Genomic DNA, 18169 nt, shown 5'->3' with positions numbered 1-18169 from the left:
GACGGTGGCAAAGGGCACGGTGGACCGTCCGACGGTTACGGCGACGTGCGGGCCCGGTAGCGCCGCAACCAGTCGCTGCTCCAGGTGGTGAACTGCCCCAGCTGCAGGCGTGCCCGGGCCTCGCCCATGAGCGTGATGAGAAAGGTGATGTTGTGCAGCGCCAGCAACCGCGGCCCCAGCGGCTCCTCGGTGACCATGAGGTGCCGCAGGTACGCGCGATCGTAGTGCGTGCAGGCGGGGCAGGGGCACTCGGCGGTGAGCGGCCGGCGGTCGGTGCGATGACTGCTCTTCTGCAGCTGCACCTTGCCGTCGGGGGTGAACACCGTGCCGTGTCGCCCCATGCGCGTGGGCGCCACGCAATCGAACAGATCCATGCCTCGCCCCACCGCCTCGAGCAGATCGTCCGGGAAGCCGACCCCCATGAGATACCGGGGCCGGTCCCAGGGCAGCAGCGGCGCACAGGTGTCGAAGGTGTCGTACATCGCGCTCTTGGCCTCGCCCACCGAGAGCCCGCCAACCGCCACACCCGCCCAGTCGCCCGTCTGCAGGATGCCGGCAATGCTGGCCGCACGCAGGTCGGCATAGGTCCCGCCCTGCACGATGGGAAAGAGCGCCTGCGGTGGCGCGGCGCATTCGTCGTCACGGTGCTGCGTGTCGAGCGGCGGTGAGCCATCGGTGGCCGAGACGTGCGGTACCGGTGCACGTCCGTCGCGCGATAGGCGGTCGAACTCCACACGGCAGCGCTCCAGCCAGCGCAGGCTGCGTTCCATGGCCTTGCGCGACGCGCGGTGATCGCAGCCCCCTTCGATCAGTTCGTCGAGCTGCATGATGACGTCGGCGCCGATGTTGCGCTCGATCTGCATCACGCGCTCGGGGGTGTACTCGTGCAGCGACCCGTCGAGCTTGTTGCGGAACTCAACGCCCGACTCGCTCACCTTGCGGTAGCGCGCCAGTGAGAACACCTGATAGCCGCCGCTGTCGGTGAGCATGGGGCCATGCCAGCGGGAAAACGCATGAAGCCCCCCGAGCGCGCGCACCATTTCGTCACCCGGACGCAGGTACAGGTGATACGCGTTGGCGAGGATCATGTGCGCGCCGGCGTCACGCACCTCGTGCATGGCGAGCCCGCGCACACTGGCGTGCGTGCCCACCGGCATGAAGGCGGGCGTGGCGACGTCACCATGCGGCGTACGGAAAGTCCCCGCACGCGCGGCGCCCTCCGTTGCGTCCACCCCAAAGGCAAAGCCGCTCACGACGCGCCGGTGCGTACCGCGGGATCTCGCGACTCGCGCGCGCGCGACTCGCGCGCTCGCGACTCGCCCTCCCGCTGCCGCGCCCGCCGCTCGGTCTCCTCGTCGAGGACCGCGCGAATGGTGCGCAGAATGGGATCGTCGGTCGTGTACTTCGCCCCGTACTGCAGGTTGAAGCGGAAGTCGAACCCCTCGGGCATCGCGCCCTGATTGTGCTGCAGGATGGTTTCCAGCTTGTCGAGCCCCTTCGCAAGGCGCGCCTCGAGCGAGGCTGCCTGCTCGTACTCGTCCCACAGCGCCACGATCTCGGCGCGCGTGTGCGCCGGCAGCGGTTCGGTAAGCTGCAGCAGATCCTTGCGCTCCTGCTCCGCCTTGTTCGGCATGCTCGCCTGCAGGGTGGCCGAGATGTCGCCGCCAATGGCTTCGCCCAGGTCGTGCACGATGCAGATGCGCAGCAGCTTGCCCACATCCACACCGGGGAAGCGCGGCGCGAACACCAGCGCCATGAGGCAGAGTCGCCACGTGTGCTCGGCGACGCTCTCCTGCTGGCCGGTGGACGTCCACGCCACGCGCGTGGTGTGCTTCAGCGCCTCGGCGGCCCGCAGGAAGTCGAGGATACCGTGGAGATCGTGGGGGGCAATGGACATGCGGTCAAACTATTGGGGCTCCCCGTGTCCCGCAGGGCTCCCGGATGTGCGCACCCAGCGCTCGACCGCTTTCGCCCCGCCGTTGCGGACGAGCCAGGCAAACGCCATGGTGCGGGTCAGGCGACCGGCGAGCAGCGCCACGGTGAACGTCGTGAACGGCACCCCGGCCGCTCCCGACGCAATGCTCGTGAGCTTGGTGCTGAGTGGGCTCATCGTGCTGGCGAAGATCGCCCAGCCGCCCCATTCCGCGAGCCGTGTGCGGTAGGCCGCGAGGTCGGCTGGCGACAGCTCCACCACCCGCGTGACCGGGCCCTGCAGCCACACCAGCGCTTCGGCGCCGACCCAGTACAGCACCATGCTGCCGATGAGCGTGCCGCTGGTGGCGACCAGCGCCAATCGATAGGCACGCTCGGGACGCGCGATGGCGAGTGGCAGGAAGAACAGGTCGGCCACCCCGGGGAATACCAGCCCCTGGAGCAGCCCCCACGTGAACACGACGCTGTTCGACCAGCCGGCGTCGGCCCACTGCTGCATCCGCGCAAACAGGCGCGCGGCGGGACCGGGATGAGCCATGCCTGAAAGCTATCGGCCCCCGCAAACGGCGGCAGCACGCGCCGGAACCCGCCTTGGCGGCCCGTTCGGCGCGTCCCGCGGTAGATTCGCGCCATGCGTTCCTTCGTTCGCCGTGCCGCGGTCCTGCTGGCGTGCGCCATGGCCAGCTGTCGTGCGCCAGCCCCTCTGGATGCCCGGCCGCTCACACTGTCCGCGACGGTTGCCGATTCGGTGGTCACGACACGGGTGGCTCCCGGCGCGCGCCTGCATCGCGTGGTGAACACCACGTTGCCGTGGCGCGCGTTCGTTCTCGAAGTGGATCTCAGCTGCAGTCGCCTGCATGCCCTCAAGGGCGGCGCGACGGCGGTGGGGCGCACCACGACCAGCCAACTGCTGGCGGCGTTGCCTGCCGCCATGGGGGCCGTCGGTGCCATCAACGCCGACTTCTTTCTCTTTGCCCCACCGGGGGTGCCCACCAACCTGCATGTGGAGCGCGGGACGATGCTGGCAGGCCCCGGTCCCAAGCCGGTGGTCTTTACCGATGCACGCCGAGTCCGGATCGATACGGTCGTCGTTGATGGACGGCTCACGATGGCCGGTCTCGACTTGCGCCTCGCGTCGTGGAACCGCCCAACCCCATCCAGCGCCGGCATCGTGGATGCGCACTGGGGCGTACCCCTCGATAGCCTCACGCGTCGGCATACCTGGCGTCTCGACCCGGTGGCCGGTCGTGGTGCCCGCAAGGTGGGGAGCATGGCCACGCTCAACGGCCGCTACATCGTGCGCACCGCCGCACCCGCCGATACGCTCGTCTTTGGGGACACGCTGCTCGTGCATCTGCCGCCACCGCCTCGCACCGGCGCTGCGGCGACCGCCCTGCGCGCCGGTGATACGGTACGGGTACGGCTTGGCCTCGCCACTGCTCGCGGCCCGGTACGCGTTGCCGACGCGGTCGGTGGGCGTCCCATGGTGCTTGTCGACAGCGCGATTACCGGCGACGTGGACACGGAAGGCAATGCGGGGTTCCGCAACCTCAACCCGCGCAGCGCCATCGGCTTCAATCGGGCCCGCACGCGCGCCTGGCTCGCGGTCATCGACGGGCGACAGCCCGGCTACAGCATGGGTATGACCCTGCGACAGGTGGCGGAACTCATGCAGTCCCTTGGGGCCACCCACGCCCTCAACCTCGATGGCGGCGGCTCGAGTGCGCTCGTCCTGCGCTCCGGGGCCGACACGGTCGTTCGTGTGGTCAACCGCCCGTCGGACCAAACCGAGCGACCGGTCGGCAATGCCCTCGCCGTGCTCTCCCGGTGCACCGGCGCCTAGCACTCACCCGCACCCATTTCGTTCGCATGTCCGACACCCTCCGCATTGCCGGTGCGCAGCTTGCTCCCGTGTGGCTGCATCGTGACGGCACCATCGCCAGGGTCGTGCAGTCCATCACCGAAGCGGCGGCGGACGGCATCGCGCTGCTGGCGTTCCCCGAAGCGTTCGTGCCCGGATATCCGTTCTGGATCGAGCACACCGACGGGGCACGGTTCGACAGCCACATGCAGAAGGTGCTGCATGCGCACTATCTCGATCAGGCGGTGCAGATCGAGGCCGGGCACCTCGACCCCGTCGTGGAGGCGGCGGCGCGCCATGGCATGACCGTGGTGCTCGGCATCATCGAGCGCCCACGGGACCGCGGTGGCCACAGCATCTACGCCTGCTGCGTCACGATCACCCCCGCGCACGGCATCGTCACGGTGCACCGCAAGCTCATGCCCACCTACGAAGAGCGACTCAGCTGGGCCTCCGGTGACGGGCATGGCCTGCGCACCACGCGCGTGGGGGCCTTCACGCTGGGGGCGCTCAACTGCTGGGAGAACTGGCTCCCCCTCGCGCGCGCCGCACTGTACGCGCAAGGAGAAGACCTGCACGTGGCCATCTGGCCTGGCAGTGTGCGCAACACCGAAGCCATTACGCGCTTCGTGGCGCGCGAGGGGCGGTCGTACGTGCTCTCCGTGTGCAGCGTGCTGCGTCGTGACCAGCTGGGTGAGCACATCCCGTTCGTAGACGAGCTGCGGGAACGCCTACCGGAGATCCTCAGCGAAGGCGGCACGGCCATTGCCGCGCCGGACGGGACGTGGATCGTGGAGCCCACCCCGCACGTGGAGCAGCGGTTCGTGGCCGACATTGCCCACCACCGCGTGCGCGAGGAGCGGCAGAACTTCGATGTGGCCGGTCACTACGGTCGCCCCGACGTGCTGCAGCTGCACGTGAACCGCGAACGGCAGGCCATGGCGCGGTTTGACGGAGGCGAAGTTCCCCGCGTCGACCTTACGTGAGGGCGTCGCGCAGCGCCTGCCACGGCATGCGCGCGCAGCTGTGCCGTCCCGCGAACGGTGCGACCCCGCGCAATGGCGCGAGGACCTCCGGCAACTCCACCCCGCCGCCGCTGAGCATGCGATCAACGGTCTCACCGAGCGTGAGCGCCTCCTGCACCGGCAGCCCGCACACCGCGTCGGTCATCATGCTGGCGCTGGCGGTGGCAATGGAGCAGCCGCGCCCGGAGAAGGCGATCTCCGTGACCACACCGTCCGCAATGCGCACGCCCACCGTGATGTCGTCACCGCACACCGGGTTGCGCTGCGACGCCGTGGCGGTGGCGTGTGGGAGCTCGCGGCGGTTGTGCGGTGCCCGGTGATGCGCGAGCAGCGCGTCCTGGTAAATGGCGGCAATGCGCGCCACGCTCGGCGTCATTCGACGGTGGCGAACAGCTGCTGCGCGGCGGTGAGCGCACCCACCAGGGCATTCACGTCGGCTTCGTCGCTGTACACGTAGAAGCTGGCGCGGGCGGTGGCACTCACGCCAAGCCGCCTCATGAGCGGCTGCGCGCAGTGGTGCCCGGCGCGAATGCACACGCCGTGCTGATCGAGAATGGTGGCCAGGTCATGCGGATGCACGTCGGCGAGTGAGAAGCTCAGGACGCCGCTGCGCTGCGCGGGCGGTGGCCCGTAGACGGTGACCCCGGGGAGCGCGCGCACCGCGGCCTCCGCCCGCTCCAGCAACGCCACCTCATGTGCCCGCACGTTCGCCATGCCCAGCTGTTCGAGGTAGCGGATGGCGGCCGCCAGTGCCACCGCATCGGCGGCGCTGGGGGTTCCCGCCTCGAACTTGTGCGGAATGACGTTCCAGGTGCTGTCGGTGTCGCGCACCCACTCGATCATGTCGCCGCCATACTGGTACGGCGGCATCTTCTCCAGCAGCGCGCGCCGCCCGATGAGGCAGCCGATGCCCATGGGCCCCAGCAGCTTGTGGCCGCTGAAGGCGTAGAAGTCGATGTCGAGGGCATCGAACGCCACCGGCAGATGCGGCACGGCCTGGGCCCCGTCCACCACGATGACGGCGGCCGACCGGGCGCGCACGAGATGGACCACATCCTCGAGCGGCGTGATCGCCCCCACGGCATTCGAGACGTGCGTGATCGCCACCAGCTTGGTGCGCGTATTCACGAGCGCGCGCAGCTGGTCGAGGTCGATGGTCTGATCGTCGCGCAACTCCACGATGCGCAGCGTGGCCCCGGTCGCCAGCGCGAGCTGCTGCCACGGAACGAAGTTCGCATGGTGCTCGAGCGCCGTGATCACGATCTCGTCACCGGCCTGCACGTTCGCGCGTCCCCAGCTGGAGGCCACGAGGTTCATCGCCTCGGTGGTGCCGCGCGTGAAGATCACCGTGTCGGCATCCGCCACGCCGGCGAAGCGCGCGACCGTGGCCCGTGCCTCATGGTACAGGTCGGTGGCGCGCGCGCTCAGCGCGTACGCCCCACGGTGCGGGTTGGCGTTTGCCGTCTCGTAGAAGTCGCGAATGGCGTCCAGGACCACCGCCGGCTTCTGCGACGTGGCCGCGGAGTCGAGGTAGTGCAGGCCGGGGTTGGCGGCCAGCAGCGGAAACTCGGAACGAGGAGCGAGCGAGGAGAGCATCTGTACCCTGAACTGATCAGTTATGGGTCGTGACTTCGCGTTTCGGGTCGTCGGTTCGCCCCCCCGACCAGGACCACCCCGTTCACCTGCATCACCGGGTACACCACCACGGCATCCCCCTCCGACGGCCCCTGCACGCAGGCGCCGGTACGCACATCGAAGCGGGCCCCGTGAAACGGACACTCGAGGCACCCCTCGGCCACATCACCCCCGGACAGCGGGAAATCGCGGTGCGGACACCGGTCTTCCACGGCGAACACCTCGTGGTGCACACGCACGAGGCACACCCGGCGCCCATCCGTCAGCGTCACGGCGAGCGGGAAGTCCGTGGGTACCTCCTCCGCACGTGCCACCCGTTCCCACGTACCGCCTACGCCCGCCTCGGGTTCCGTGCGCACGCCATCGTCAGACGCCACGCGCGGCTACTCGGTGCTGACGGCGGCCGGGTCCGAGGCTTCGCTTTCGAGCGCCGCCTTGAGCGTGTGCCACGCCAGCGACGCGCACTTCACGCGTACCGGGAACCGCGAGACGCCGCTGAATACCACCAGCTGCCCGAGATCCTTGCCGGCGTCGGCGTCCTTGCCCAGCACGAGCGTGTGAAAGCGCTCGAAGAGCGCCTCGGCTTCGGCTCGGGTCTTGCCCTTCACGGCCGCCGTCATGAGTGACGCCGAGGCCTTCGAAATGGCGCACCCGTGGCCGGTGAACCTCACGTCGGTGATCGTGTCGCCTTGGAGCACCAGCGCCACGTGCACCTCGTCCCCGCACAGCGGGTTCTTGCCGTCGGCTTCCCGATTCGCCTCCGGAAGCGCGCCAAAATTGCGCGGCTTCCGGTTGTGGTCGAGAATGACGGACTGGTACAGCTCCTGGAGGTCGGTCATGGGGGAGAAAGACTTATGACTGAAGACTTTCACTTACCACTAAAGACTCGTGTCCCAAAGAAGTCCTTAGTGGTCAGTGATAGTGCTTGGTTCTCAGTGCGACCTGTTCAACGCTGAACCACTCAGTGACTCGAACTCCCCGTGAACCGCTCCACAGTCAGCTTCTCGAGCGCTTCCACGATGAGCGGATGCTCGATGGTCTCGAGCACGTCCGCCGCAAAGGCGTACATGAGCAACTGCTTGGCCAGCACCTTGCCCACACCGCGGCTCTTGAGATAGAAGAGCGACGTTTCGTCCATGCGCCCCACTGTGGCGCCGTGCGTGCACTTCACGTCGTCGGCGAAGATCTCGAGCTGCGGCTTGGTGTCGATTTGAGCCTTCTCGGAGAGCAGCAGCGTGTGGTTGGTCTGCTTGCCGTCGGTCTTCTGCGCCTCGGGGTGCACGTACACCTTGCCGTTGAAGACGCCGTGCGCGGCGTCGTCGATGAGCCCCTTGTACGCCTCGCGGCTGAAGCAATTCTCCTGCACGTGCTCCACGCGCGTCTGGTGGTCACCGTGCTGCTCCCCGTCGAGCATGTACAGCCCGTTGATGGTGCAGCCGCACCCCTCGCCGCCCAGCACCGTGTACACGTTGCTGCGCGACAGCGCGGCGCCGGTCTGGAAGGTGAACGTGATGAAGTGGCTGTCCCGCCCCTGGCGCGCTTCCACGGTGCCCACATGGTGGGCCTGGCGGGCCTCGCGCTGGATGCGCACCACGTTGAGCGTGGCCCCGTCTTCCACAAAGGCCTCCACGACCGCATTGGTGAAGTACGGCACGTCGGCGAGGCTCACGTAGCTTTCCACCACGCTCGCCTTGGCGTGGCGTTCCACCACCATGACGTGCCGCGGGTGGCTCATGACACCGGCGCCCGCCTCGTCCATCACGTGCAGCAGGTGGATGGGATGCTCGATCACCATCTCCTTGGCCACGTGGATGAACGTGCCCTCGCCGGCGAAGGCCGCGTTGAGCGCGGTGAAGCCGTCACGGTCGGCCGGCGCCGCGGTGCCGAGCACGCGCCCGAGCAGCTCGGGCTGCTCGGCCGACGCCGTGGCCATGTCCAGCACGCGAATGCCGGCCGGCAGCGCCCCCAGCGTGGAGAGCGATGGCGCGAACCGCCCGTTCACGAACACCACCAGCGGCCAGTCGGCGCCGAAGGTGAACGGCGCCAGTGATGCCGCCGTGACCGCACCGGTGTGCGCCGGACGGCCCATGGCCGGCACATACTGCGCCGACGCGATGGCCGAGACGCTGGTGTAGTGCCAGTCCTCATTGCGCGTGGTGGGAAAGCCGAGCGTCTGGAAGGCTGTCGCTCCCGCGGCACGCAGCGCCTTGATGGAGCCGGGCGCGTCAGCCACCGAGGCTTCCACCGCCTGTTCGGCAAATCGCAGCCCCGTGGTCACGCCACCGTCTCCAGCACCCAGTCGTACCCGCGGGCTTCGAGTTCCAGGGCCAGCGACTTGTCGCCGCTCTTGATGATGCGGCCCCCGGCCAGCACGTGCACGTAGTCGGGCACGATGTAGTTGAGCAGGCGCTGGTAGTGTGTCACCACGATGCTCGCGTTGTCGGGGCGCTTGAGCGCGTTCACGCCCTCCGCCACGATACGCAGCGCATCGATGTCGAGCCCGGAGTCGGTCTCGTCGAGGATGCTGAGCGTGGGCTGCAGGACTGCCATCTGCAGGATCTCGTTTCGCTTCTTCTCGCCGCCCGAAAAGCCCTGGTTCACCGAGCGGTTGAGCATGGACGCATCCATGTCCACCAGCTTGAGCTTCTCCTCGACCAGGTCGAGGAACTCCATGGGATCCACTTCCTCGAGCCCCTTCGCCTTGCGGATCTCGTTGTAGGCCGCACGCAGGAAGTACGCGTTGCTCACGCCCGGGATTTCCACCGGGTACTGGAAGGCGAGGAACACCCCATGCTGGGCGCGCACCTCGGCGTCCATCTCGAGGAGGTTCTCTCCCTGGTAGAGCACCTCGCCGCCGGTGATCTCGTAGGCGGGATGCCCCGCGAGCACCTGGGCGAGCGTGCTCTTGCCCGACCCGTTGGGGCCCATGACGGCGTGCACTTCGCCGGCGTTCACGGTGAGGGAGATGCCCTTGAGAATGGGCTTGCCGTCGATGGAGGCGTGGAGGTCGGTGATCTGCAGCATATATGGTGAAGACGGAGAAATGTGTAAGGCGAGTAGTGGTCAGTTGTTGGTTGTAGTCGTTAGTGGTCAGTTGAACTAACGACTAACAACTACAACCAAGAACCAAAAACCTTCTTCGGTGCGCGGGACGTCCGGTCACCCCACCGACCCCTCGAGCGTGATCCCCAGCAGCTGCTGCGCCTCGAGCGCGAACTCCATGGGCAGCTCCTTGAACACTTCCTTGCAGAAGCCGCTCACGATCATGCTCACCGCCTGCTCGGCGTCGAGGCCGCGCGCCTTGAGGTAGAAGATCTGGTCCTCGCCGATCTTCGACGTGGACGCTTCGTGCTCGAGCGTCGCGCTGTTGTTCCCCACTTCGACGTACGGGAAGGTGTGCGCGCCGCAGGCATTGCCCACCAGCATCGAGTCGCACTGCGTGTAGTTGCGCGCGCCCTCGGCCTTGGGGAGAATCTGCACCTTGCCGCGGTAGCTGTTCTGCCCCTGCATGGCGCTGATCCCCTTCGACACGATGGTGCTCTTCGTGTTGCGGCCGATGTGGATCATCTTCGTGCCCGTGTCGGCCTGCTGCTTTTTGCTGGCCACGGCCACCGAGTAGAACTCGCCCACGCTGTTGTCGCCCTGCAGGATCACGCTGGGATACTTCCAGGTGATCGCCGAGCCGGTCTCCACCTGCGTCCACGAGATCTTGGCGTTCGTCATCGCCTTGCCGCGCTTGGTGACGAAGTTGTAGATGCCGCCCACGCCGTGCTCGTCACCGGCGTACCAGTTCTGCACGGTGCTGTACTTCACGGTGGCGTGGTCGAGCGCCACGATTTCCACGACGGCCGCGTGCAACTGGTTGGTGTCGCGCTTCGGCGCGGTGCACCCTTCCAGGTAGCTCACGTACGCCCCCTCGTCGGCCACGATGAGTGTGCGCTCGAACTGCCCGGTTTCCGCCGCGTTGATGCGGAAATACGTGCTGAGCTCCATCGGGCAGCGCACCCCCTTGGGGATGTAGCAGAACGACCCGTCGGAGAAAACGGCGCTGTTGAGCGCGGCAAAGAAGTTGTCGCTGTACGGCACGACGGAGCCCAGATACTTCTGCACCAGCTCCGGATGCTCGCGCACTGCTTCGCCGAAGCTCATGAAGATCACGCCGTGCTTCGCGAGCTCTTCCTTGTACGTGGTGCCCACCGACACCGAGTCGAACACGGCGTCCACGGCCACGCCGGAGAGGCGCTTCTGCTCGGTGAGGGAGATCCCCAGCTTGTTGTACGTCTCGAGCAGCGCCGGGTCGACCTCGTCGAGCGAGGCGAGCGGCTTCACCGACTTGGGCGCGCTCCAGTAGCTCGCCGCCTGATAGTCGATGGCCGGATAGGTGACGTTCGCCCAGTGCGGCTCCGCCATGGTCTGCCAGCGGCGGAACGCCTTGAGGCGCCACGCGAGCAACCACTCCGGTTCCTGCTTCTTGGCCGAGATGAAGCGCACCGTATCCTCGGTCAGCCCCGGCGGCAGCGTTTCCGTTTCGATGTCGGTGCTGAAGCCGTACTGATACTCGCGATTGACCAGCTGCTCGATGGTCGAACTCATGCCTGCTCCTGTTTCACCGTCGAAGGGTGACCTGACACGCCATATTCACAGTGACCGCAGCCGCCCAGCCGGTGCGCCTGGCGCACGAGCGGGACACCCAGCAGTCGCTCCACGAACTTTTCTTCCACTGCACACGCCTGCGGAAACCGTTCGGCGATTTCCCGCATCGCGCAGTTGTGGATGCGGAGCGTGACGCGCGGTGCCTCGCTCGTCCCCGCACCCACGCCGCGCTCCGGCGAGGTCGACACGACCTCCGCCATGTACCCTTTGGCCGTCAACAGCTCGGCCACCAGCGGCACCCGCTCTTCCAAGGGCAGCGCCTCGAGGACCGGCCCGGCTTCATCCGCCAGCCGACGCCACTCGGCCTCCAACACCGCCTCAACGGCCTGCTCGCCCGTATGGGTCCGTAACGCTTCGAGCGCCGTGGCCAACACCTGGACATACGACCGCGGAAAGAGTGCTTCCCCGCCGGTTGTGAGGGAGTAGGCGAACACCGGGGCCCCCACGCCACGCACGTCCCGCTCGTAGCGCACGAGCCCATCCTCCTCGAGTGCCTTGAGGTGCCGGCGCAGCGCGTTGGCGGTCAGGCCAAACTGCTCGCCGAGTTCGTGCGCGGTGAGCGGCTGCGCCTTGCGCAGCGCGACCAGCAAATCGGCACGAACCCCGCGAAATCCCCCAAGCGCCCCAACGACGTCCTCCATGCCGACAATATAGCTCGGCATTCTATTTCGTCAACGAAAGTGTGCACGAATGGCAAGGCGAATGGAGGCGGGAGTTTCCACAAATCGTCCCGCGGTGTAGAGTATGCGGAGCGTTTTCGCGGGCGGCGTCCGGACCGAGCCGTTCGCGAGCGATGAGGCTCGCGACCCCGAATGGCTGCTTCGTCGGTAGTGGCCGCGACACGCATCTCACTTTTGCCACGGGTGCTGCGGTAGTGCGATTGTCCGTTTCGGTAGCCATTGTGGTGTTGCTGCTGGGGCTCTTTGCGCTGGCCCGGGCAAGTCGCATGAACCGCCAATCCATCGAGCGGGACGGGCTCTCTCGGTTCCGCGACGCGTTCCGCGGCCGCTACCCCGAGAATCTGCTGGCGCAGGTGTATGCCTACCTCGCCGAGCGGCACGGGGCGCAGGAACCGCAGTACATCGTCAATCCGACCGACGACCTCGCCCGCGTTTTCGGACTTGCCGATCTCGATCTCGAGGACGCCGTGCTGGTCATCGCCGATCGCGCCGGCGCCCGCCTGCCGCGCGCCCAGGAGCTCGACGCGCTCAAGACGTCGGTGCGCACCGTGGAAGACCTGCTGCGCTATCTCGAGCCGTATTTTCGCCCCCAGGTCGTGAAGGGGTAGCTGGCGGTTGACCAATCTGGGTGTGGCTCGCTACTGGCTCGTAAGTGTCTTCATAGTGCTGGCCGGTTGCTCGCGCGCTCGTCCGGAACCGGAGGCGATCCCCGTTCCCCCTCCGGCCGCACGAGTGCCAGCGCCAACGCCCACGCGGGCCATCGGGCCCACCCCCGGCCACAACGGTCCCCGCGACGCCGCCGTGAGCGACGACGATCTCGACGCCCTCTGGCAGCGCCAGCTCATGCTCCCCGTCGAAGGGGCGGCGCGCCACACCATACGGGACAACTTCACCGCGCCTCGCGGCAACGGACGCATCCACGGGGCGCTCGACCTGCTCGCCCCGCGCGGAACCCCCGTCATGGCCGCCGCCGATCACATCATCGGGCGGCTTTCCGAAGGGCCCGTGGGGGGGATCGTGATCTATGCCCACGATGCCGACGAGCGCTTCGTGTACTACTACGCCCATCTCGACCGGTATCGCCGAGGGCTCGCTGTGGGCGATCGAGTCGCCAAGGGGTCCGTGATCGGCTACGTTGGAACGACGGGGAATGCGTCCCCCACGACCCCCCATCTGCACTTCCAGGTCATGAAGCGGGGGCGCGGGCGTGCCTGGTGGGATGGGCCCCCGATCAATCCGTTTTCGTTTTTCGCCTTCGACGGGATTCGTCCATGAGCATGACCGGCAAGGAGCGCGCAGGATTGCGCTCCGAAGCACACCACCTCGACGTGCTGGTGCACATCGGGCACGCGGGCATCACGCCGGCCCTGCTGCAGAGCCTCGACGATGTGCTGCGGACCCGCGAACTGGTGAAGGTGCAGGTGGCCAAGGGCGGCGAACTCTCCGCCAAGGAGGCCGCCAATGACGCCGCGCAACAGATGGGGGCCGAGGTCATCCAGGTCATCGGTCGCACCTTCACGCTCTTCCGGGAGAATCCGGAGCTCAAGCGCGGCGCGCTGCCCCCCTGGCGCAAGTAACGTTCGGACACTCTCCGCGCTTGTTCCGCGTTCGTCGCGGTGTATCTTCCCGAATCGCCAGCCACCACCGTTCCGGCTGGCCAGACCCGAGCTTCGTCCCATGCCCTACGTCATCACTGAAGCCTGCATCTCCGTCAAGGACAAGTCGTGCGTCGACGTGTGTCCCGTCGACTGCATCTACGAGGGTGAGGACCAGCTGTACATCCACCCCGACGAATGCATCGACTGCGGTGCCTGTGAGCCCGAGTGCCCGGTCACGGCCATCTTCCCCGAGGAAGACGTCCCGGTGCAGCTGAAGAGCTTCATCGGCAAGAACAAGGACGTCTTCAACGGCGCGAACCCGCCGGGGCGCCCCACGCGCTGATCAGCGCGATCGTCTGGACACCAAGGGCCGCCACGCATCGCGTGGCGGCCCTTGGCATTTCGTGCCCCCTGCTTCCTGCTTCCTGCTTCCTGCTTCCTGCGACCTGCCCCCTGCTTCCTCCCTGAGCCGCGAAAAGGACGCAGGGAGGAGGGAGCAGGGAGCCGGGAGCCGGGAGCAGAAAGAAGGCAACGGCGGCTACATCCGACCCTTGTACCAGAACGCCGCGATGATCGCCACATACTGGAGCAGCGTCGACCGCTCGCTCCAGATGGCCTCCTTCCAGTCGTGCGGGCCTTCCGTGCTCCCCGCCGGCGGACGTCCGAACCAGCGCGGCGTGCGCGCCTTGTAGTCCAGATACTCCTGCCCGAAGATCGATTCCAGTACCCCCTCTTCGTAGCGCACGATGAGCGTGTACTCGATCGCGAAGATCACGATGGCGACGGGCAGGAACCAGAACACCCCGCTCACGACCGTGAAGCCCATCCACGCGAAGAAGTTGCCCACGTAGAGGGGATTGCGGCACCACGCGAACGCCCCGTACGTGACCAGCCGCTGCACGTCGCGCGAACGACGCCGCGTGACGGTCCCCGCCGCCGCCACGCCGGCGGTGCGAATGAGCTCCCCGAGCGCCACCAGCAGCAGGCCAACCGTCCAGGTGGTGGCCGTCTGATTGCCTGGCGCGAGCAGGGGCACCGCGAGAAAGGGCACCGGCAGCCAGCCGCGGTTCTTGAACAGCACCTGCCCGATGCGGGCAGCGGTGGAACGTTCGGCGGCGGAAACGGTGGGCGAGGCGGCGTCGGTGGTCATGCCAGAGTGGCGAGAAAGTCGGAAAGGGCGTGCGTGGTGGCCGCAGGGCGCTCGAGGCACGGGACATGTCCCGCGCCCGCAATGATTTCGAGCCGCACCCGCGCGGCGGAAGGTAATGCCTCGGCGATGGCGCGCGCCTCCTTGATGGGGGTCAGCGCATCGTCCTCGCCCACCACCACCAACGTCGGCACGCGGATCGTCCGCAGGGTGTCCCGCGAATCGGGGCGGTCGCGCAGCGCCTGGAGCGCCCCAATGACCCCCGCCGCCGACTGACGCCCCATCATGGCCCGCAGTGCCGCCACGACCTCCGGGCGCCGTTCCCGCGTCGCCGGCCCCACCATGCCCGTGATCTGCGCGTCGGCTATGACCCGGGTTCCGCCCTGCTTGACCAGCGCGGCCAGGTCATCACGGCGCGCCCGTCCTTCCTCGGTATCGGGCCCCGCCTTGGTATCGCAGAACACGAAGGCGCACACCCGGTCGGGGTGCCGGCGCCAGAGCGCCATGGCGATGTACCCCCCCATGGACAGGCCGCACACCACCGCCCGCTCGAGCCGCAGCGCGTCCAGCAGCATCACGACATCGTCGGCATACTGGTCCATGGAGTACGGGCCGTGGGTGCTGCTGTGGCCAAAGCCGCGAATGTCCGGCACGATGCACCGCGCCTGCGGAGCCAGCGCTACCCGTTGCGTGGCCCACAGCGTGCGATCGTGCGGAAACCCGTGCAGGAAGACGACCGGGAGTCCCTCCCCCTGATCGTCGTACCCGATCCGGAAGCCCGGAACCTGCGCGATCATGGCGGAGACACCGGTGCGCGGGGCGCGTCGCCGGCTTCCACCATGGGTCCACGGTCGGCCTCTCCCATCACGACCTCCGGTTTGATCTCCGCCCGCATCAGATCCTGCCGAGCCTTGCTGCTGCGCACCAGCAGCTTCTCCCGCGCGTTCTCCCGCTCCGCCATCATCCGGAGCGGCACGAGCACCGCCGCGGTGAGCGGCACGGCCACCATGAGGCCAAGGAAGCCGAATACCAGCGTCATGAGCGTCTGGGCCACGATGGTGATCGCCGGCGGGAGGTCCATCTCCCCACGCATGAGGAAAGGGATGAGCAGGTTGTTCTCGACGAATTGAATCCCCCAGTAGGCGATGGCCACCGCCAGCGCCTTCTCCGGCGAGTCGACGAAGCCCATGAGTACCGCCGGGATGGCGCTGAGCAGCGGCCCCACTGTGGGGATGAACTCGAGCAGCCCCGCGATGAAGCCAAGGGCAAAGGCCGCCTTCACGCCAAGCAGCAGCAGCACCACATACGACACCGTGCCGATCACGGCCATGGCCACCAACTGCGTGACCAGCCACTTGCGCAGCACCTTCGAGATCTCGGCCAGCACGACGCGCGTCTGCGCGCGAGACGTGGCCGGCACCATCGCCAGCATCCACCCGCGGTACACGTCCGGCTCGGCGCCGATGTACATGGCCAGGAAGATCAGCAGCACGAAGGCGGTGATGGCCGCCAGCGTGTTCGACACGAACGAGAAGAGGTACTTGCTGACACTCCCCAATCCGTCGCTGAGGCGGCGCTTGATCGCGTCCGTGGGCGACTCGGTCGCCGCCGGGCCGGACGCGTTGGCCGCAGCCGGGGCGCCGGCGCCTGTCGTGGGCGCGACGCTCCCCCCGGTGGTGGCACCGGCCGGCCCCGCCACCCCGACCATAGGAGCCCCGCCGGGGGGCGCCACCACGGCCAGCGAGTCCACCGTCGTGCCGGTGCCAGTGCCGGTGCCGGCGGCGGTGGAAATGAGCGACCCCAGCAGGCCGCCGCGCTTGCTGTCGATCCACGTCTGCACCTTGGTCACGGCCGCCGGAAACTCCTGCTGCAGCTGCCGCCCCTGTTCCACCAGCGTGGGGGCCGTCAAGGCCAGCACCCCGCCAATCGCCCCCAGCGTCCCCAGCACGATGAGCGCCGACGCGATGCCGCGGCGAAGGCGGAACCGCTCGAGGTAATCGACCCCGCGGGCCACGGCCACACCGAAGAGCGTCGCCAGGAAGACGAGAATGGCCAGCGAGCGTACCGACCAGAGCAGTTGCAGGCCGAACCACACCGCCAGCACCGTCAGCGCCGCGCGCGTGAGGTCGGCGGTGCGCCAGCCACGCCGCTCGGGGGGGAGCGGGTCGGGAAGCAGCGTCTCGTCGTTGTTGGTCATGGTCCCGAAACTACCAAGCAGTGTAGCTTACAGGGAGACATGCCATTGCCGCCCGCCCCTCTCTATCTCGACACGGCTGACGCCGTTGATCGCTTTCTCTCCGGTCTGACCGGCGTGCGCGCGCTCGCGCTCGACACCGAAGGCGCGAGTTTTCACCGCTTCGTCGATCGCATCTATCTGTTGCAGCTGTCCACGCTGCACCACGAAGCGGTGATCGATCCCCTGCCCATCGGCACGCCGTCGCGCCTTGGCACCCTCCTCGAAGATCGCACCGTCGAGGTCGTGCTGCACGACGCCGACTACGATCTGCGCCTGCTGCATCAGGATTACGGGTGGCGTGTCACGCATCTCTTCGACACGCGGGTGGCCGCGCAACTGCTGGGCATTCGCGCGTTCGGGCTCGCCGCCCTGCTCGAGCAGTTCTTCGGCGTGAAGCTGGACAAGAAGCATCAGCGTGCCGATTGGAGCATGCGCCCGCTTACCGCCGACATGCTCGACTACGCGGCGCAGGACACACGGCACCTGCTGGCGTTGCGTGACCGGCTGCATGATGACCTCGAACGCAAGGGACGCCTGCACTGGGCGCGCGAGGAGTTCGCGCGTGCCGAGGGCACGCGGTGGGACACCGACGGGGCTGATCAGGCCTTTCTCCGGCTCAAGGGAGCGCGGGATCTCACGCGCCGCGAACTTGGCCGGCTGCGCGAACTGGTGACGTGGCGCGACGGCATCGCCGCCGATCTCGATCGCGCCACCTTCCGCGTGGCCGGCAACGAGGTCCTGCTCGACCTCGCCCGATCGGCGCCCACCACGCGCGAGGCGCTCTTCGGCGTGAAGGGATTTCCGCGCGGCATGAACGAGGCGCGCGCCACCGAGGCGCTGCAGGCGATCGCTCGTGGCAACGCCGTGCCCGAGTCCGAACTGCCGCGATTCCCCAAGAGTGCGCGCTGGGATCGCGAGCCCGACTTCGACGACCGGGTGGCGCGGCTCAAGACGGTACGCGATACCGTTGCGGCCAGGCTCGACCTCGACCCCGGCGTGCTCTGCTCGCGTGACCGCATGGAGGCGGTCGTTCGCCGCAAACCGCGGCACGTGGACGACCTCGCCGAGATTCCCGAGCTGCGCAAGTGGCAGGTTGAGGTCCTGGGCGTCGATTTCGTGAAGGCGCTTGCCGGCTTTGCGGCCAAGGACGATTCCCCGTACAAGCCCGGCTGATCTGTCGCGCCGGCGCCACGTTCCTGTTGGTCGGCGCAACGGTCTGTTGTGGTGTCCGTCCAACGGGGTAGGGCGGGGTGAGCAGGGACGGGGCGACGCGGATTTCCGTAACTGCATGCAAATATGCACGTTGCGTACGGTGTTCGACTCTCGATGGGCCACGTGACGAACGGCTGCGCTGCGGCACGTGAGGTGCGTACGGGGACTGGCACACGGTAGTCGACTCCTT

At 67.7% G+C, this 18169-nt stretch carries 21 protein-coding genes; 7 read left to right on the top strand and 14 right to left on the bottom strand.

The annotated features are described in order from the left end of the window. Positions 1-35 precede the first annotated feature (35 nt). The 3 genes from O9271_RS00720 to O9271_RS00710 are packed head-to-tail and all read right to left on the bottom strand — an operon-like array spanning position 36 to position 2470. Positions 36-1253, bottom strand: a complete 1218-nt coding sequence (locus O9271_RS00720; protein WP_298265199.1) for a tRNA guanosine(34) transglycosylase Tgt — start codon at positions 1251-1253, stop codon at positions 36-38. Continuing rightward, on the bottom strand, positions 1250-1897 hold the full coding sequence (locus O9271_RS00715; RefSeq protein ID WP_298265197.1) for an HD domain-containing protein: 648 nt from the start codon (positions 1895-1897) through the stop codon (positions 1250-1252). The genes O9271_RS00720 and O9271_RS00715 overlap by 4 nt, the downstream gene beginning before the upstream one ends. A gap of 9 nt (positions 1898-1906) precedes the next feature. Continuing rightward, positions 1907-2470: a VTT domain-containing protein gene (locus O9271_RS00710; RefSeq protein WP_298265196.1), complete on the bottom strand. Its 564-nt coding sequence runs from the start codon at positions 2468-2470 to the stop codon at positions 1907-1909. Between the two features lie 93 nt (positions 2471-2563). On the opposite strand from O9271_RS00710, the gene O9271_RS00705 reads away from it, so the two are divergent. After that, entirely contained in the window at positions 2564-3775 is a 1212-nt protein-coding gene (locus O9271_RS00705; protein WP_298265194.1) for a phosphodiester glycosidase family protein, read from the top strand. A 26-nt stretch (positions 3776-3801) separates the two neighbouring features. Further along, positions 3802-4779, top strand: coding sequence for a carbon-nitrogen hydrolase family protein (locus O9271_RS00700; protein WP_298265192.1), 978 nt, complete (start codon positions 3802-3804; stop codon positions 4777-4779). On the opposite strand, the gene sufU (O9271_RS00695) is transcribed toward O9271_RS00700, so the two are convergent. The 8 genes from sufU (O9271_RS00695) to O9271_RS00660 form a co-directional block, all read right to left on the bottom strand. Beyond that, complete coding sequence (gene sufU, locus O9271_RS00695; RefSeq protein ID WP_298265190.1) at positions 4772-5194, bottom strand: Fe-S cluster assembly sulfur transfer protein SufU; 423 nt, start codon at positions 5192-5194, stop codon at positions 4772-4774. The two genes, O9271_RS00700 and sufU (O9271_RS00695), sit on opposite strands and share 8 nt — an antisense overlap. Beyond that, positions 5191-6414 (bottom strand): cysteine desulfurase, encoded by a 1224-nt coding sequence (locus tag O9271_RS00690; protein ID WP_298265188.1) that lies wholly within the window; start codon positions 6412-6414, stop codon positions 5191-5193. Before O9271_RS00690 ends, sufU (O9271_RS00695) begins: the two co-directional genes overlap by 4 nt. A 20-nt stretch (positions 6415-6434) precedes the next feature. Then, positions 6435-6830: a Rieske 2Fe-2S domain-containing protein gene (locus O9271_RS00685; protein WP_298265186.1), complete on the bottom strand. Its 396-nt coding sequence runs from the start codon at positions 6828-6830 to the stop codon at positions 6435-6437. Positions 6831-6836: 6 nt separating this feature from the next. Further along, positions 6837-7292 (bottom strand): Fe-S cluster assembly sulfur transfer protein SufU, encoded by a 456-nt coding sequence (gene sufU / locus O9271_RS00680; RefSeq protein ID WP_298265184.1) that lies wholly within the window; start codon positions 7290-7292, stop codon positions 6837-6839. A gap of 122 nt (positions 7293-7414) precedes the next feature. After that, entirely contained in the window at positions 7415-8731 is a 1317-nt protein-coding gene (sufD, locus tag O9271_RS00675; protein ID WP_298265182.1) for a Fe-S cluster assembly protein SufD, read from the bottom strand. Beyond that, on the bottom strand, positions 8728-9477 hold the full coding sequence (sufC, locus tag O9271_RS00670) for a Fe-S cluster assembly ATPase SufC (RefSeq protein ID WP_298265180.1): 750 nt from the start codon (positions 9475-9477) through the stop codon (positions 8728-8730). The genes sufD and sufC overlap by 4 nt, the downstream gene beginning before the upstream one ends. Before the next feature lie 135 nt (positions 9478-9612). Next, positions 9613-11046, bottom strand: coding sequence for a Fe-S cluster assembly protein SufB (gene sufB, locus O9271_RS00665; protein WP_298265178.1), 1434 nt, complete (start codon positions 11044-11046; stop codon positions 9613-9615). Continuing rightward, positions 11043-11747, bottom strand: a complete 705-nt coding sequence (locus O9271_RS00660; protein ID WP_298265176.1) for a helix-turn-helix domain-containing protein — start codon at positions 11745-11747, stop codon at positions 11043-11045. The genes sufB and O9271_RS00660 overlap by 4 nt, the downstream gene beginning before the upstream one ends. A gap of 233 nt (positions 11748-11980) precedes the next feature. On the opposite strand from O9271_RS00660, the gene O9271_RS00655 reads away from it, so the two are divergent. The 4 genes from O9271_RS00655 to O9271_RS00640 all read left to right on the top strand — a co-directional run bounded on the left by O9271_RS00655 (position 11981) and on the right by O9271_RS00640 (position 13727). Further along, positions 11981-12394, top strand: a complete 414-nt coding sequence (locus O9271_RS00655) for a hypothetical protein (RefSeq protein WP_298265174.1) — start codon at positions 11981-11983, stop codon at positions 12392-12394. Between the two features lie 193 nt (positions 12395-12587). Then, entirely contained in the window at positions 12588-13061 is a 474-nt protein-coding gene (locus O9271_RS00650) for a M23 family metallopeptidase (protein WP_298265173.1), read from the top strand. Further along, the gene (locus tag O9271_RS00645) at positions 13058-13363 is read left to right on the top strand and encodes a YhbY family RNA-binding protein (RefSeq protein WP_298265171.1); all 306 of its coding nucleotides are present in this window, start codon (positions 13058-13060) and stop codon (positions 13361-13363) included. Before O9271_RS00650 ends, O9271_RS00645 begins: the two co-directional genes overlap by 4 nt. A 100-nt stretch (positions 13364-13463) precedes the next feature. Then, complete coding sequence (locus tag O9271_RS00640) at positions 13464-13727, top strand: ferredoxin family protein (RefSeq protein ID WP_291261121.1); 264 nt, start codon at positions 13464-13466, stop codon at positions 13725-13727. Positions 13728-13922: 195 nt separating this feature from the next. Here O9271_RS00640 and O9271_RS00635 read toward each other — a convergent pair whose 3' ends face one another. From O9271_RS00635 to O9271_RS00625, 3 genes are read right to left on the bottom strand one after another with little or no spacing between them, the layout of a single operon-like run. Beyond that, entirely contained in the window at positions 13923-14534 is a 612-nt protein-coding gene (locus tag O9271_RS00635; RefSeq protein ID WP_298265169.1) for an isoprenylcysteine carboxylmethyltransferase family protein, read from the bottom strand. Continuing rightward, positions 14531-15328: an alpha/beta fold hydrolase gene (locus O9271_RS00630; RefSeq protein ID WP_298265167.1), complete on the bottom strand. Its 798-nt coding sequence runs from the start codon at positions 15326-15328 to the stop codon at positions 14531-14533. Before O9271_RS00630 ends, O9271_RS00635 begins: the two co-directional genes overlap by 4 nt. Beyond that, the gene (locus O9271_RS00625) at positions 15325-16728 is read right to left on the bottom strand and encodes an AI-2E family transporter (protein WP_298265165.1); all 1404 of its coding nucleotides are present in this window, start codon (positions 16726-16728) and stop codon (positions 15325-15327) included. The genes O9271_RS00630 and O9271_RS00625 overlap by 4 nt, the downstream gene beginning before the upstream one ends. 39 nt (positions 16729-16767) lie before the next feature. Between O9271_RS00625 and O9271_RS00620 the strand changes: the two genes are divergently transcribed. After that, complete coding sequence (locus O9271_RS00620; protein WP_298265163.1) at positions 16768-17940, top strand: HRDC domain-containing protein; 1173 nt, start codon at positions 16768-16770, stop codon at positions 17938-17940. Positions 17941-18169: the final 229 nt, after the last annotated feature.

Source organism: Gemmatimonas sp. (assembly GCF_027531815.1).
Classification (GTDB): domain Bacteria; phylum Gemmatimonadota; class Gemmatimonadetes; order Gemmatimonadales; family Gemmatimonadaceae; genus Gemmatimonas.
Note: the sequence above shows the minus strand (reverse complement) of the source record. Positions and strands in the feature narration are given on the sequence as shown.

Bases quoted from the DNA above. Each gene is read 5' to 3' on its own strand.
- O9271_RS00625 (WP_298265165.1), bottom strand. From the start codon at position 16,728: ATGACCAACAACGACGAGACGCTGCTTCCCGACCCGCTCCCCCCCGAG.
- O9271_RS00635 (WP_298265169.1), bottom strand. From the start codon at position 14,534: ATGACCACCGACGCCGCCTCGCCCACCGTTTCCGCCGCCGAACGTTCC.
- O9271_RS00690 (WP_298265188.1), bottom strand. From the start codon at position 6,414: ATGCTCTCCTCGCTCGCTCCTCGTTCCGAGTTTCCGCTGCTGGCCGCC.
- sufU (WP_298265184.1), bottom strand. From the start codon at position 7,292: ATGACCGACCTCCAGGAGCTGTACCAGTCCGTCATTCTCGACCACAAC.
- sufB (WP_298265178.1), bottom strand. From the start codon at position 11,046: ATGAGTTCGACCATCGAGCAGCTGGTCAATCGCGAGTATCAGTACGGC.
- sufU (WP_298265190.1), bottom strand. From the start codon at position 5,194: ATGACGCCGAGCGTGGCGCGCATTGCCGCCATTTACCAGGACGCGCTG.
- sufC (WP_298265180.1), bottom strand. From the start codon at position 9,477: ATGCTGCAGATCACCGACCTCCACGCCTCCATCGACGGCAAGCCCATT.
- O9271_RS00715 (WP_298265197.1), bottom strand. From the start codon at position 1,897: ATGTCCATTGCCCCCCACGATCTCCACGGTATCCTCGACTTCCTGCGG.
- O9271_RS00630 (WP_298265167.1), bottom strand. From the start codon at position 15,328: ATGATCGCGCAGGTTCCGGGCTTCCGGATCGGGTACGACGATCAGGGG.
- O9271_RS00645 (WP_298265171.1), top strand. From the start codon at position 13,058: ATGAGCATGACCGGCAAGGAGCGCGCAGGATTGCGCTCCGAAGCACAC.
- O9271_RS00700 (WP_298265192.1), top strand. From the start codon at position 3,802: ATGTCCGACACCCTCCGCATTGCCGGTGCGCAGCTTGCTCCCGTGTGG.
- O9271_RS00620 (WP_298265163.1), top strand. From the start codon at position 16,768: ATGCCATTGCCGCCCGCCCCTCTCTATCTCGACACGGCTGACGCCGTT.
- O9271_RS00705 (WP_298265194.1), top strand. From the start codon at position 2,564: ATGCGTTCCTTCGTTCGCCGTGCCGCGGTCCTGCTGGCGTGCGCCATG.
- O9271_RS00660 (WP_298265176.1), bottom strand. From the start codon at position 11,747: ATGGAGGACGTCGTTGGGGCGCTTGGGGGATTTCGCGGGGTTCGTGCC.
- O9271_RS00710 (WP_298265196.1), bottom strand. From the start codon at position 2,470: ATGGCTCATCCCGGTCCCGCCGCGCGCCTGTTTGCGCGGATGCAGCAG.
- O9271_RS00640 (WP_291261121.1), top strand. From the start codon at position 13,464: ATGCCCTACGTCATCACTGAAGCCTGCATCTCCGTCAAGGACAAGTCG.